Raw genomic sequence first — 14,802 nt, 5'->3', positions numbered from 1 at the left:
CCATGGCCGACTCCATTTCTCTTGCCGACGATCAAACCATCGAAGACTGGCTACAGCAGGGCCACTGGCAACAGGCCCGGGAAGCAGCCAATGCCCGGCTTAGCGAGCGGGCCGACGATACCGAAGCGCTCAACTATCTGGGCATCCTGGCCCTGGTCGACGAGCAACCCGAACAGGCCGCCGATTATTTCCGTGAAGCCATCACCTTCGCTCCCGAGGTGGCACGCTATCAGCTCAATGCCGGTATTGCGCTGCTCGGTGCCCGCCACCTGGTCGACGCCCGTCCCTACCTGGAGCGGGCGCTGGAACTTGCCCCCGAAGACTTTGTAGTCAACTTCCAGCTCGGCCGGCTAGAAATGGCTGAAGGCCGCTACCACGAAGCGTTGGTACGTCTTGCTGCGGCTGACCGTATCTTCCCCGACGAAGTGGAAGTGCTGCGGCTGATGGCTTCCTGCCTGCGCGACATCGGCCGCTTCAGCGAAGCAATCACGACTTGCAGCCGCGCCATCGCCAAGATTCCCGATGATCCTTGGCTGCGCAATTGCATTGCCCTGTGTCTGATCCGGTCCGGCAACTTCCAGGATGGCTTTCGCCGCATCGTCCAGTTGGTCGAATCGATGCCACCTGATGCCGAACAGCTACTCAATCTGGGTTTCGAGTGTCAGGAACAGGGTTCGCCGCACGCCGCGCTCGAATATTTCCGCAAGGCCTACCACTACCATCCCGAAAACGTCAGCGTCTGTGTCAATCTGGGCTTGACCATGCGCGCCTTCGGCAACCCGGGCGAGGCGCTGTTCTACTTCAAGAAAGCCACCGAGCTGGTTGATGACTGCGCCGACGCCTACTGCCACGCCGGCACGATCTATGAAAGCGTGCGCGACTTTGCCAAAGCGGTGGAAAGTTACGAGAAAGCGCTGGAAATCGACCCCAAGCACGCCGAGGCGATGGCGCGGCTTGCCTCCCGGCGCAAAGAGTCGGGAAGGCTGGAAGAGGCAAAAGAGCTATTGCGCAAGGCCATCGAGCTTAATCCCGACTGGCTACAGCCTTATCTCAATCTGATCGGCTTCTTGAAGGAGTCCGACCAGTTCGATGAAGCACTCGAAGTGCTGACCAAGGCAGACGAGCGCTGGTCGACCGTCCAGGAGGTCCGTGCCACCCATGCCGACCTCTGCCTGAAACGCGGTGATATCGAAGGTGCCATGGCCATCTACCGGCAGATTCTGGCCGAACAGCCGCGCAACCCGGATGCCATGTCGGGCATGTTGTTCTGTATGAACTACGACGCCACCATGACGCCCGAACAATTAGCCGATGCCTACAAGGACTGGGACCGCCGCTTCAACGCCCATTGGCGTGCCCAGATGCCGACCTTCCGCAACGATCCCTCGCCCGAGCGTCGTCTGCGTATCGGTTATGTATCGGGAGACTTCCGTGGTCATTCGGTGGGCTTTTTTGCCGAACCGATCCTGGAAACCCATAACCACGAGCAGTTTGAAATCTTCTGCTATGCCAACCACAACTACACCGACCGTCTGACCGCCCGCTTTATGCAGATGGCCGACCACTGGCGTTGGACCCATCAGCTATCGGACGACGCGGTCCTCGAAATGATCCGGCTCGATGAGATCGATATCCTGATCGACCTCTCCAACCATACCGCCTATAACCGGCTGCATATGTTCGCCCGCCGGGGCGCACCGATACAGATGACCTGGATCGGCATGCCCACCACAACCGGCGTCTCGGCCATCGATTACCGTATTACCGATGCCCGGATGGACCCGCCCGGCATGACCGAACATCTGCATGCCGAGCAACTGTTGCGCTTGGTGTCGGGCTGGTGTTACCGCCCGCCCAAAGAAGGGCAGGATCTTGAGATCGGTGAACTGCCCGCCTTGCGCAACGGCTATCTGACCCTCGCCTCCTTCAATGCCTTCGGCAAGATCAACACCCTGGTAATCAGCCTGTGGGCACGGTTGTTCCAGCATGTGGACAACGCCGTACTGTATATGGCAACGGGTGGCAAGGATGACGACAAAGACCTCAACGATAAGGTCAGGGCCGTCTTTGCCAACTGCGGCTTTCCAGTCGAACGGCTGCGGCTGTTTGGCCGCAAAGAGCTGCACGATTATCTGGTGTTCCACAATGAGATCGATATCGCCCTCGATCCATTTCCCTACAACGGCGGTACGGTAACAGCGCATGCCTTATGGATGGGCGTCCCGGTCCTGTCGCTCCCCGGTCGCAAGCCCATCCAGCGCATGGGTGCCAGCATGTTGGGCAGTGTTGGCCTAGAAGAATTTCTTGCCAAAGATGAGCAAGACTACATAGATATTGCAGCCAGTTTTGCCAATGATCTGCCGAGGCTTGCCGAAATCCGCCGTACCCTGCGCCCCACCATGCTGGCCTCGCCCTTGATGGATGCCGAACTGGTGACACGCGATCTGGAAGCCGCAATGCGCCAGGTCTGGCGCGAATGGTGCGAACGGCAGGATGCCCCTGAATCTGCAAACGGGTGATGATCAGAACAAGCCGCCGTATTGCAGGTCGGGCACCTCAGGCAAAAGCCGGTCATCCCGATAAACCGACGCAAGAGAGGGACTACAGATGAGCGATCTATTCGATTATTTCAGCGAGAACGAAGGACGGCTGATCTTCAAATGGCTGCACTACTTCGAAATCTACGAACGTCACTTCAGCCCCTATCGCGATAAGGAGATCACCTTTCTCGAAATCGGGGTGTTCCATGGCGGCTCACTACAGATGTGGAAGAACTATTTCGGGCCCAAGGCCCGTATTGTCGGCGTCGATATCAACCCGTTCTGCAAGACCTATGAGGAAGAAAATATCCATATTGAAATCGGCAGCCAGGAAGATCGTGAGTTTCTACGCGAGTTGCGCGATAAATACGGACCGTTCGATATCGTGCTCGACGATGGGGGGCATACCATGACTCAGCAAGTCGTATCGCTACAGGAGCTCTATGGCCATGTCAAAGATAACGGTATTTATATGTGTGAAGACCTGCACACCTCGTATTGGCGCAGCTTTGGCGGCGGTTATCGCAATCCTTTTTCCTTTATCGAGTTTGCCAAGACCCTGATTGACGAGATTCATGCCTGGCACAGCCATGACAACGAATCGTTCCAGGTGACGCCGTTTACCCGCTCGGCCTTTGGTCTGCATTTCTACGACAGCATTCTGGCCATCGAGAAACGGGTGATCACCCCGCCGATTTCGCGCGCGACCGGAACGCCTTCGTTCTGATGACCTGCCTCTGCCCGGAGACAGCCCACCAACGAACTGGAGGAAAGACCTGATGACCTCCCCTGCCCTCGCTCTGCTCAGCGCGGCGCTGCTTGTCACCGCACTGGCCGACGATAAACCCGCCAAGCCAGCCAAACCCGTCCAAGGGGTCTGGCAAGTCACCGTGAAATTGCAGCAATCGGGCCTGCCCATTCCAGCCTTGCCCAAGGTCGCCCGACTTTGTCTCAGCTCAGCCCAGGCCAAGGAAGTGGTGGCGCTCACTCCGATCAAGCTGATGCCGCGTTTCGAACCTTGCCAGGAGATCAAGCGTAGCGACAAGGACAGTAAGCTGATCATCGATTATCGCTGCAACGAAACGCCCGAAACCCTGGCCAAGCTCGAGGCCAACTACAGCAGCCACAAAATCAACGGCAGTTTCGAATTGTTCTCCAAGGTCGACAATTCCAAGATCGTCTATCAGTATGAAGGCGAGCCTATCGGGCTTTGCCCGGACGAGTCGGCCCCTGCTGCCAGAACCGATACGCCTTCCTCCGACAACCCGAGCAAGAAGCCCTGAGCCGTAGCCCTTATCAGGCAGCTGTCCTCTTATCGATTCTCAACAATACAAAAAAGCCGGCGGATGCTATCCGCCGGCCAAGAATACTGCCGCTGGGTATCCGGGGGCTTAACCTCGCAGCAGTGACAGGACCTGATTGGGCAGGGCATTGGCCTGCGCCAACATAGCAGTACCAGCCTGCTGCAGGATCTGCGACCTGGTCAGATTGGCTGTTTCCTGAGCAAAGTCGGCATCTCGAATCCGTGAACGCGACGCTGACAGGTTTTCTGTGGTGATCTGTAGATTGGCAATACTGGCTTCGAAGCGCGCCTGCAAAGCACCGAACTTGGCACGCTGATCGTTGACCAGGGTCAGGGCATCATCGACGACCCGAAGAGCCTGGGTCGCCTTCTCCATGGTACTGATATCGAGATCCTGCACCGTCTTCAAGGACGACGCCAAGGTGTTGTTGCTGCTCAGCGCCGTGCCTGAGAAAACCCCGGCTGCAAAGGAAGCCCCACTGGTGGTAATTGCATAGGAGGAAGGCGAATTGAGCACCACCTGGCCCCCGATGGTAATCACCCCATTATTGGGTCCGGTTGCATCAAGGCGTGCCGCCGTACCGCTGGCATTGAGTACCCGTACCACCCCGGCGTTACCGCTTGAATCGGACGCCATGGAGATGTTCGAGCCATCCTCGGCCACCAGGGTGACGCCGAAGTCCGGATCATTGTCGTAGATGCGTGCCGACACCCCAGTCTTCGCTGCGATCTTATTGAAGGCTTCGACCGATTGCTGCAAGTCTTCCTTCTCGATCACCCCATCGTCATCCTGGTCCGACACATTGAATGCCACTAGTTGCGGCTGGATATTGCGTCCCACCACATAGAGATTGTAGGCCCCACTCCCCGCCTGGTTAGCTGCCGTTCCCGAGAAGGCCAGCACGGCCTCGGTTCGAGCCATGGCATTCACGCCTACATTGGCAGCATTGATCTTGTCGGCAATGGTCTTAGCCGAACCCGATACATCGACCGAGATGGTCGTGCCATTGATCGAGAAAGTGCCGGAACTGGTGATTGTCGCCCCGGAAATCATGCTGGAGATGGTCTGCGCCGTGAGGCCGCTTGCACCCCCGGTAAAGCCGGTTCCCGAGACGGAGTTGGATACGGAGGAGGTCCCCGTTCCGTTACCTACCCCGAGCTGGAAAGTCCCGTATTGATTGGTACGGAAACTCGATGTGGTCGCCGAGATAGTCTGGTTGGCATTGGCGCCAACCTGGAACAAGGCATAGGAAAAACTGCCGTCGAACAGTTTCTGCCCATTGAATTCAGTGCTGAGGGAGAAACGTTCCAGCTCGGAAACAAGCTGGTTTACCTCAGCATTGAGTGCCTGGCGATCGGATTGCGAGTTGGTGGCATTGACCGACTGAACTGCCAGCTCGCGAACCCGTTGCAGGATATTGCCCATCTGGTTGAGGGCACCTTCCGCCACCTGCGATAGCGAAACACCGTCATTGGCATTGCGCTTGGCCTGCTCGCTACCGCGAATCTGTGAAGTGAAACGCTCCGAAATCGCCAAACCGGCAGCATCGTCGCGCGCTGAATTGATGCGCAGGCCGGATGACAGTCGTTGCAGCGAAACGGCCAGGCCGTTAGCCGATGTATCCAGATTCCGCTGCGCATTCAGCGAGGGGATATTGGTGTTGATCACCTGCATGATTACTCTCCTACGCCGTGTGCCCTGGGTAGCGGGACGCGGTCAGTGTCGAATCACCGAATGGAAACGTTGCGCTTCAAATACGTCTTTACGCTTCCCCACGGTTGCTACCCATGCCCCCGGGCAACAAACCGACTCTCCAGCGACGGCGGCCTGGCCGCTATGGGAAGACACACTTCCCGTTCACGTCGCGACCACCTCCCGCACCACTGCCTGTTTCAGTGGTTGCGTTGCACCGGCTGAGGCCGACGCATCCCGGTCACTACATGAGCCGGAAGATTAGGTCGAGGCTCTTTGAGCAAAGGGTGTGCCAGCCGTATTTATTTGATTTTTCAAAGATTTTAGGAAAAACCCGCTTTACCCAAGAGAGAAGCGGCGTTTTTTGCCGCTGAGGCGGCAAGGGTAGACCGGCAAATTCGACGGAGAGACTTAGCGGGGGGAACGCGGGGAAGAAGAAAGATGCAGATAAGTCTATTTGTCCGAAATCACTCATTTTATTAATATTTTATTATCCTGTCTTGTACTCTTTCTTCATTTTTTTATAAAACCCACCCGAAGATGGGTTTTGCCATCCAGTGACTGCGCCGGTGCACCTTCTGCACCAGCAACCGGCAGATTTGTTCAATGGGACAGCAGCTTGAACAACACCGACGAATCCGATTCGGCATCGGAGGTTTCCGCCAGAGCCTGTAATCGCTCGCCCACCAGACTGGCACAGGGCAGACGCAGGCCCTGCTCGGTAATACCCGCCGCAACGATACGCATATCCTTGGCATGCAGACTGGTCTTGAAGCCTGGGGTGTAGTCGCCGCTCAGCATTCGCTTGCCGTGGATTTCCAAAATCCGGCTACCAGCAAACCCGCCCAGCAGCGCTTCGCGGACCCGGTTGCCGTCGACGCCATGAGCGGCAGCAAAGGTCAGGGCTTCGGCGACTGCCTCGATGGTGACAGCCACCACCACCTGATTGCAGGCTTTAGCGACTTGCCCGGCCCCCTGTTCGCCGACGTGGACGATATTCTTGCCCAAAATTTCCAACCAAGGCTTGACCCGCTCGAATACCTCGACACGACCGCCCACCATGATCGACAGGGTGCCTTGGATGGCCCCGACCTCGCCGCCTGACACGGGCGCATCGAGCATATCCACCCCCTGTGCGGCCAAGCGGCTGGCGAACTCACGGGTGGCCGTTGCTGAAATGGTGCTCATATCGATCACCGTAGCCCCGGCGCGCAGCCCTTCAGCCAGACCCTGAGGGCCGAACAGTACGGCTTCGACATCGGGTGTGTCGGACACAACGGTAAACACCACTTCAGCCTGACGCGCAACTTCGGCGGGCGAGGCATGAATCACCGCCTGAGGATGGTCGCGAAATGGTGCCAGTGCTGCTTCACGACGGGCGTAGACATGCACAGTATGCCCGGCAGCCAAAAGATTGAGCGCCATCGGGCGCCCCATGATACCGAGGCCAATCAAGCCCAATTGAGCCATAGGACTATTCCTCTCTCATCAATGGTGGTCAGTGGAATACGGCCGATGGCAACTGAACCGATCGGCACTCCCGGGCGCAATCTAAAGCATGCGACCAGGGGTAGCAACCGCCATGGTTAGCCCGAAAAAGCCGATCGGTGGCTCGCGAAAAATGAGGCCGGCAGCTTCATGCCGATTGTCGCTAGTGCATATCCGTTTAAATCGGAGTCACCGCCAAGCCTGGTTGAATGCCACGACCTGCGCTTTGAGGTCCGGACACACTGACTCCGAATTGTCTGGAAATGCTCTAGCAGCAGGCTCCACAACTGGCCCTAGCTCAGGGGGCGGGGTTTGCCATCCAGCCTGAAGCCCAAGCCTCTATCAGAGATGGCTGCGGACGGGGCAGTGAAATAGGCTCGACAAAAGGAATCTGCCGTGTGGAGAGGAGGAGATGCAGAAAACAGAGTATTGGCTTTATTAATTTATTTATTTTTACAATTTGCCATATCTCTAGCAGACATTTGTCTGAATATTTTCCTATTCCGCAGGTAGCGTCAGTTTTGGCGGCGCTGTGGGCGTATCGCTACCGCCGTGTTCAAGCATATAGATAAAGGCAAGCAACTCGGCTACGGCGCGGTAGAGTTCAGGCGGGATATGACGGTCCAGATCGACCTGCATCAGCAAGGCCACCAGCTCAGGCGACTCATGGACATAGACTCCTGCCTCATGGGCCTTGTCGACGATTGCCTGGGCAATCAAGCCACGACCTTTGGCCACGACTTTCGGCGCGCCGGAGCCTTCTCCGTAGGCCAAAGCCACCGCTTCTTGTAAAGCCTCGACCGAAGCACCTGAACGACGCGCCATTATTCGACCTGCTCGCGATCAAGTGCCAGAGATACCAGCTCCAGCCCGGCGGCATCGAGCCTCTGGTCGAGCGCGGCCTGCTCGGCACGGATACGTTCGGCCGTGGCCGCTTCAGTCACCAGGAAACGCACACTGATCCGGCCACCGGCGGCCAGGCCGATATCGACCCCTACATGGCCCAGATGCGGCAAATCCAGGCTCAGGCGAGTACGCCAGCTGGAAGTAGCCTCATCCTGCTGACGTTCAGGACCATGTTCGGGTTCTTCCTCGATTTCCCAGCGCATGGTCTGACCAGGCCAGACCTGGCCTTGCCATACCACCATACGCTGATCGAGCACGCCCAGTTGCTGTTGCACCATCTGACGGGCAAGCGGTGGCATGGCGTCAAGTTCGGTATTGGCGGTCGCCTCGGCCAGAGCCTCGCTGGCGGCGGCAACGGGGCTGCGTGGCGTCTCCTCGGTCGCACGAGGCTGGAGCGGCGCAGTAGGAGCCTGTTCCGGCGGGCGGATCAGGCGTGCTTGGGGCTCCTTGAGCAATTGATCGAGCGTCTGCCGGCCGGCAACCCAATCGGCCTGATGCGATTCATAGAACAGGCCGCTGCGGCTGATCGCCTGTTCCAGTTTGGTAGCCAGCTCTGGCGTATCGGGCAGGGCTTCTGCCAGCGCCAGATTACCGATGATGGCAGTCTGCGCTGTACCCGTCCCGGGTTTATTGGCAATTTCCCGCCCTAGCAGGCTGGCCAGGAAACGGGCCGTATCGCTGATCTGTACCCCAGGTTCCGGCTCGGCGGTAGGAAGTGGAACGGCCGTGTCAGTGGTCGCAGGCGGCCGTTGCAACAGAAAAACCAGTCTGGGGCTATTGGACAGCACCCGTAAATCAAGCTCCTGACCAGGCTCGGTATTGCGGGGCAGATTGAGGTCAAGCAATTGGTCCTTCACCATCACGGCAAAGCGGCCATTCTGCAAAGGTGTGGCGACTTGCGCCCTGAGCTGTTCGCCCACGGTGAACAGCCGCTGGATCCCCTCGACCGCATCGACGACGCGGACCAGGGGAAGATCCGGAGTTTTTAGATAGGCCTGGAGCTGGGCAGCGACCGCATTGGAGGGAATCATAGGGAACGATTGGAAGCGCGGTAGAGGGCGACGATCAGCTCCGCCTCACCACGCGAAATGCCGCACCCCGCCGCCACAGCCGCCGAATCGAGTCCCTGACGTGCCAGACGGATCGCCTGGCTATAGGCCGATTCTGGCTCGGTCTGTCGGCTGTCGCCAGCCTGTTCCTCGACCCGGGCACGCAAGGCCGCCAACTCACGTCGTAGTACGGCCACCTCGTCGCGCAAGGTGTCGAGATCGGCCAGCAGGTCGGCGTTGTCTTCAGCCGGACGTCGGCGCGACTTGGTCAGAAACAATAGCAATTCCGCGACATAGATCGCGATTACCACGCCCGCTGCGAATAGGAGCTGGGTCCAGGTGATCGAAATACCGTTCATCGTCCCTCCTTCGCGCCGCGGGAGTCCTGTTTCCGGGGCGATAAGATGCGCGGTTTCACCGTCAGCTACCGTAGGCTTTGGCAAGCCTGCCGCTGACGACCCTCGTCCCCTCCAGTTCAACGATCGTATCAGACAGCTCACGCCGGCCGGCTTCCGCCCGCTCCATCGCTTCGCGCTGGGCTGCGTCGGCCTCGGCCAACCAACTGATCACCTGGGCCTGCGCCGTGGGCGACAGTCGCTCGGGACTGGCGCCAGCGCGCTGCAAAGCCTCGACCACGGCAGCCTGGGCGGCTGCCTGAGCTGCCACCTGGTCCCAGCGCTCCAGTCGGCTGAGTTCGAGCAAAGCCAGGGTATGCTGGCGCAACAACGAATACAGCTCGACGATCTCAGGCTCGACCATAGCTCAACGATCCTCGTGGCGGCGCATTTTGATCCCCCGACGGCGATGGACTGCCGCCAGGGGATGCAGTGTGTTGCTTGTCGATGGCTTCCCAGGCTTCACGCAAAGGCACCAACAGACCGTAGACTTCGTCGAGCGCCTCGACGTCGTTCTTCAGATTAGCTGTTAATAGTCGCAACGTCATGTATTCGTAGAGGGCGTCGAGATTCTGGGCCAGCTCGGCACCAGCGCCCTCTTTGTCGAGGCTAAGACGCAGCCCCTCTTCGATAATGGCGATCGCCTTGGAGATGGAGGCGCCTTTATCTGCAATCGCACCCGCCTGCATATGGACCTTGGCCAGCGCCACCGCTTTGATCGCCCCTTCATAGAGCAGGCAGACCAGACGATGGGGGCTAGCGCCCTGAACATCCAGTTCGACGCTGCTCTGCCCGTAGGCATTCAGTGCACTCCTGATTTTGGCAACCATCTACTTGGACTCGCTAGCTACGCCCTATCGCCTTCAGCCGACCTTCGGCAAATTGGCGAGCTGTTGGGATAAATAAGAACTGGTCTGCTGCATCCGGGCCACCAGCGTATCGAGCGCTGTGAACTGGTCGCGGTAGCGTTTTTCCACGGTTTCGAGCCGGGCATCGAATGCCACCCGTTGCTTGCCGATATCCTGCACGGCACGGTTGATACCGTTGATACGGCTAGATAGCGTTCCGGTCGCCGACACCATCTGCTCGATCGCCTTGTCGAGCTGATAGGCAAAACCCTGGTTATAACTGACCGCCCCACGGCTGAGTCCGCTGGGGGAGGCGCTGCCGCCGGTGATCTGGATCTTGAGATCGAGCGCATCGCCCTGGCCGGTCAGGAACTGCCCCACGCCTGTGGCCGTCCGGCCGCCTATCGTACCTTCGACATCATAACCGGTATTACGGCCAGCGGCAGTGGCGATCCCCAGCGTCAGCCCCATACCGCTGTCGGCCGAGTCAATCGAAAAACCGGCAGAGGCGTCGAGCTTCTCCGACATGATATCGAAGCGGTTAGCAGCCTCATCAAAGCGGACCCGGACCGATGCAGACCCACCCAGGTTGGCATTGATCTGGGTCTGGATCTCCGTTGCCAGATCGGCCTTGCTGTTGTAGGTGCCATGGGTCAGGTTGATGGTGCCGCTGCTCACGCCATCAACGGTGACAGAGAAATTGTCGTTGCTGTCGTCGATGACCAGACTATTGATGGTGGTACCGGCGTAGCCGAAGCGGGTACCTGTCGCCAGGCCCAGTGTGGCTTCACTGTTGGTATCGACGGCACCGAGCTCGATCTTGGAACTCGATGCATAGCGGTTGGACTTGATGACATAGGCACCTTGTGCCGCATCGTAAGCCACCGATACCGAAGCCCCCGCCGACTTGAGCGAAGCATCTCCGTTGATACGGCTTTGCAGCTCGACGGCCAGATCGGCCTCGCTGGCATAAGTGGCGTGGGTCAATTTGATCGAGCCGGAGCTGACTCCATCGACTTTGATCGAGAAGGTATCGTTGTCGTCGTCGATGGTCAGACTACTGGCGGTCCGTCCTATATACGTGGCCTGACTGGCCAGACGCTCCACGTCGACGCTGTAACTGCCGGGTCGGGTGGCCGAGCCGGCGCTGATATAGCGGACCTGGGCATCATTGGTAGTGCCATAGGCCGCAAACAGGCTAGCCATCCCTTCGGCGTTGCTGCTGGCATTGGCGGCGAACTTGGCAGAATCGAAAGTCATCGTGCCGCTTTTATCGAAGCTGATCCCGGCATCAGCCAGTCGGGTAAAGCTCCCGCCGGGCAACACGCCATTCATGATGCTCTTGAGCTGGAACTGGACGCTACGCACCACGGTTTCGCCCTGCAAGACTGCGGCTTTCTTGGACTGTGGGTCGTAAGAGCTGAGATCGCCCAACTGCTTGTTCAGCTCGTTGTAGGCCTTCACGAAACCTTCGATCTGCTTGGCCGCGCCACTGGAGTCCCGACCGATGGTCAGGGATTGGGTCGCTGTCGTGGTAGCTTTGAGTGTCAGGGTGACACCTGAGATGGCGTCAGTCAGCGTATTGGTCTGCGAGGTAATGGAGATTCCATCGATCTTGACCGAAGCGCTTTTGGCAACGGCAGCCTGACTTATATTCTGGCCACTGCCCGCCAGCAGGGTCGGGTCGAAGGCCAACTGGGAAAGCCCGGCATTGGCGCCGCCATCGTTGGAATTGCCATCGGCGTCATCAACACTGATGCGCATGGCGTTTTTTGCCCCCGTGCTATCGGAGGCCAACACCAGGCGGAAACCGTTGCCGTCGTTGACGATCGAGGCCGTTACACCAGCCTTGGCGGCATTGATTGCATCACGCACGCCGGTGAGGGTGTTCTTGCTGGAGTCGATATCGATCGTCACCGAGCCTTTATCACCGTTCGGCGTAAAGGTAGCACCCGGATCGTATTGGCCATCGTTATTGACGGTTCCGTTAATCTCGCCGAACTGAATGGTGATTTTGCCGGTGCCGATGGTTTTGTCGACACTGCTGTAAGCATCGGATTTAAGCCGTTGTGCCTGGGCCAGTTGGAAGACTTCGTAAGTATGAGTGCCGGTCTGAGCGACACTGGTGGTGCTAGCGGCCAGCGAATTGCCATCGGTGACCGAGGCAGTCGTCTGGAGAAACTGGGTATAGGAACCCAAGCTGCGCGCCGCAGACTGCAAACTGGCCAGCCCTCCCTTGATCGTGCCGATCGCAGACAGCTTGGCTTGGAAAGTCGCTTCCTTGACATCAAGCTGGGCCCGGGGTTGGCGCTCCAGCTTCATCAAATCCGTGACCATACCGCTCAGATTCAGGCCGGAGCCGATACCCAACGAAGACAGTGCCATGATGGACTCCTCTCGCCAGGCCGGCCGACGCATCCGGGCGCCGACCAGCTTCGCTACGCTTTTTCTTCAATCAACATTCCTTGGAGCTTGTCGATGGCCTTGGCAATCGACAAAACCTCCTCAGATGGAATCTGGCGAATCACTTCCTTGGAATCGACGTCGACCAATTTGACAATGTTCATCTTGGTGTCTTCATCGACCGAAAACTGCAAGGAGCGATTGAACGAAGTCACCGTCTGGTTCAACTTCTCGACCGCCTTTTTGACATCGCCGGAATCTGCCGTGGCGCGAGACGCTTGAACCGCATCACTCGACACCTTGACCGCTTCAGCACTGACTTTGCTCGTTTCTGCTGCGGCGAGTTGGGCACGCTGTTGCGGCGCCGATTCGTTTTGCAGCGGAGGGGTCAACGCCGTATTTACCGATTGCACTTGCATGATGGCATCTCCTGGACAGATGCCCCGGCCGCCTGCCAGCAACCGGGGCAATGCTTAGACCTTAGTCAATCACTCGGAGATTATCCACGCAACAGGCTCAATACTTGGTTCGGCAGCGCATTGGCTTGAGCCAGCATCGCCGTACCTGCTTGTTGCAAGATCTGTGCCCGAGTCAGGTTGGCCGTTTCCTGGGCAAAGTCCGCATCGCGGATGCGCGACCGGGCGGAAGACAGGTTCTCGGAAGTGATCTTCAGATTCGAGATCGTCGCTTCGAACCGGCTTTGCAGTGCACCGAACTTGGCGCGTTGGTCGTTGACCAGGGTGAGTGCGTCATCAACCACCCGCAGTGCTTGCGAGGCCTTTTCCGCGGTCGAGATATCGAGATCCTGAACCGTCTTGAGAGAGCCTGCAAGAGTGGTATTAGCGGCCAGGGCTTCGTCGTCCACCACACCAGCAGCAAACTCGGCGGTCGTGGTCTTGATGGCGTAAGAACTCGACGAGTTGAGTACTACCTGACCACCGATCGTCATCACCCCGGCGGTCGTGGTCGCATCAAGCGAAGCCACCGTCGCAGTACCACTGGACAGGACATTGATCACACCTGCCGCACTACCGCCATCGGCCGCGATATTGATATTGGCGCCATCTTCCGCAGTCAGGGTGACACCGAACTGACCATCCTTGTCATACACCCGGGCCGAGATACCGGTCTTCGAGGACTGCTTGTTGAAAGCGTCGACCGCCTGCTGCAAGTCTTCCTTCTCGACCGTTCCGTCATTGTCGAGGTCAGTGACGTTGAACGACACCAGTTGGGCAGTGCTGTTGCGACCGATCACATGCAGGTTGTAGGCACCGCTACCGGCACTGTTGGTGGCCGTGCCACTGAACGACAGCGTGGTCTCGGTCCGGGCCGTGGCAGTCACGCCCACATTGGCGGCGTTGATCTTGTCGGCGATGGTCTTGGCCGAACCTGAGGTATCGACCGAGATCGTGGTGCCGTTGATCGAGAAATCGCCAGCCGTACTCACCACTGCACCCGAAGTGGTCAGGGTTTGCGCAGTCAGGGCAGAGGCGCCGCCAGTAAAGGTGCCGGATACCGAATTCGATACCGACGACGTGCCAGTCCCGTTACCCACACCCAGCTGATACGAACCGTACTGAGTAGTGCGGAAGTTGTTGGTGGTGGCCGTGATGGTCTGGTTAGCGTTGGCGCCAATCTGGAAGGTCGAGGAAGTGAAACTACCGTCGAACAGCTTCTGGCCGTTGAACTCTGTCGACAGCGAGAAGCGCTCCAGTTCGGAAACCAGCTGGTTTACTTCAGCATTCAGGGCGCTGCGGTCGGTTGCCGAGTTGGTGGCATTGCCCGACTGCACAGCCAGTTCACGCACACGCTGCAAAATATTGCCCATCTGCTGCAACGCGCCTTCGGCGGTCTGCGACAGCGAGACACCATCGTTGGCGTTGCGGCCGGCTTGGTCCATACCGCGGATCTGAGCCGAAAAGCGCTCGGAGATCGCGAGACCGGCGGCGTCGTCCTTGGCGCTGTTGATGCGCAGGCCCGAGGACAGGCGTTGCAGCGAAGTCGCCAGCGACGCCGACGAGGTGCCCAGGTTGCGTTGCGCATTGAGCGACTGAATATTTGTTTGGATGACTTGCATGATCTCGATCTCCGGTTTGGGTCAGGTCAGTCAGGCCGTTCCTGTACGCAGTCCTGAATCCTCTTGCTGTCTATATCGGCAGGTCGTCCGGGGACTTTAA

At 58.4% G+C, this 14,802-nt stretch carries 13 protein-coding genes; 3 read left to right on the top strand and 10 right to left on the bottom strand.

Features of this window, described 5'->3' with window-relative positions; all coding sequences use genetic code 11:
- The first annotated feature begins 2 nt into the window (after positions 1-2).
- The 3 genes from ACFOW7_RS19940 to ACFOW7_RS19930 all read left to right on the top strand — a co-directional run bounded on the left by ACFOW7_RS19940 (position 3) and on the right by ACFOW7_RS19930 (position 3,823).
- Complete coding sequence (locus tag ACFOW7_RS19940) at positions 3-2,519, top strand: tetratricopeptide repeat protein (protein ID WP_378167748.1); 2,517 nt, start codon at positions 3-5, stop codon at positions 2,517-2,519.
- Positions 2,520-2,607: 88 nt separating this feature from the next.
- On the top strand, positions 2,608-3,267 hold the full coding sequence (locus ACFOW7_RS19935; protein ID WP_378167746.1) for a class I SAM-dependent methyltransferase: 660 nt from the start codon (positions 2,608-2,610) through the stop codon (positions 3,265-3,267).
- A gap of 52 nt (positions 3,268-3,319) precedes the next feature.
- Complete coding sequence (locus ACFOW7_RS19930; RefSeq protein ID WP_378167743.1) at positions 3,320-3,823, top strand: hypothetical protein; 504 nt, start codon at positions 3,320-3,322, stop codon at positions 3,821-3,823.
- A 108-nt stretch (positions 3,824-3,931) separates the two neighbouring features.
- On the opposite strand, the gene ACFOW7_RS19925 is transcribed toward ACFOW7_RS19930, so the two are convergent.
- From ACFOW7_RS19925 to ACFOW7_RS19880, 10 genes are all read right to left on the bottom strand, one after another.
- On the bottom strand, positions 3,932-5,518 hold the full coding sequence (locus ACFOW7_RS19925) for a flagellin N-terminal helical domain-containing protein (RefSeq protein ID WP_378167741.1): 1,587 nt from the start codon (positions 5,516-5,518) through the stop codon (positions 3,932-3,934).
- A 621-nt stretch (positions 5,519-6,139) separates the two neighbouring features.
- Positions 6,140-7,006 (bottom strand): NAD(P)-dependent oxidoreductase, encoded by an 867-nt coding sequence (locus tag ACFOW7_RS19920; protein WP_378167739.1) that lies wholly within the window; start codon positions 7,004-7,006, stop codon positions 6,140-6,142.
- Positions 7,007-7,522: 516 nt separating this feature from the next.
- A complete protein-coding gene (locus ACFOW7_RS19915; protein ID WP_378167737.1) occupies positions 7,523-7,849 on the bottom strand; it encodes an EscU/YscU/HrcU family type III secretion system export apparatus switch protein in 327 nt (108 codons plus the stop codon).
- On the bottom strand, positions 7,849-8,961 hold the full coding sequence (fliK, locus tag ACFOW7_RS19910; protein WP_378167735.1) for a flagellar hook-length control protein FliK: 1,113 nt from the start codon (positions 8,959-8,961) through the stop codon (positions 7,849-7,851). Before fliK ends, ACFOW7_RS19915 begins: the two co-directional genes overlap by 1 nt.
- On the bottom strand, positions 8,958-9,338 hold the full coding sequence (locus ACFOW7_RS19905) for a DUF2802 domain-containing protein (RefSeq protein ID WP_378167733.1): 381 nt from the start codon (positions 9,336-9,338) through the stop codon (positions 8,958-8,960). The genes fliK and ACFOW7_RS19905 overlap by 4 nt, the downstream gene beginning before the upstream one ends.
- Before the next feature lie 61 nt (positions 9,339-9,399).
- Positions 9,400-9,738: a hypothetical protein gene (locus ACFOW7_RS19900; RefSeq protein ID WP_378167731.1), complete on the bottom strand. Its 339-nt coding sequence runs from the start codon at positions 9,736-9,738 to the stop codon at positions 9,400-9,402.
- Complete coding sequence (gene fliS / locus ACFOW7_RS19895; RefSeq protein ID WP_378167729.1) at positions 9,725-10,204, bottom strand: flagellar export chaperone FliS; 480 nt, start codon at positions 10,202-10,204, stop codon at positions 9,725-9,727. Before fliS ends, ACFOW7_RS19900 begins: the two co-directional genes overlap by 14 nt.
- 33 nt (positions 10,205-10,237) lie before the next feature.
- Positions 10,238-12,607, bottom strand: a complete 2,370-nt coding sequence (gene fliD, locus ACFOW7_RS19890; RefSeq protein ID WP_378167726.1) for a flagellar filament capping protein FliD — start codon at positions 12,605-12,607, stop codon at positions 10,238-10,240.
- A gap of 53 nt (positions 12,608-12,660) precedes the next feature.
- Positions 12,661-13,044, bottom strand: a complete 384-nt coding sequence (locus ACFOW7_RS19885; RefSeq protein WP_378167724.1) for a flagellar protein FlaG — start codon at positions 13,042-13,044, stop codon at positions 12,661-12,663.
- A gap of 80 nt (positions 13,045-13,124) precedes the next feature.
- Positions 13,125-14,702: a flagellin N-terminal helical domain-containing protein gene (locus tag ACFOW7_RS19880; RefSeq protein WP_378167722.1), complete on the bottom strand. Its 1,578-nt coding sequence runs from the start codon at positions 14,700-14,702 to the stop codon at positions 13,125-13,127.
- Positions 14,703-14,802: the final 100 nt, after the last annotated feature.

This window comes from Chitinimonas lacunae, from assembly GCF_042650885.1.
Classification (GTDB): domain Bacteria; phylum Pseudomonadota; class Gammaproteobacteria; order Burkholderiales; family Chitinimonadaceae; genus Chitinimonas_A; species Chitinimonas_A lacunae.
The sequence above is the reverse complement of the archived record's forward strand: the minus strand, read 5'-3'. Positions and strand labels throughout refer to the sequence as shown.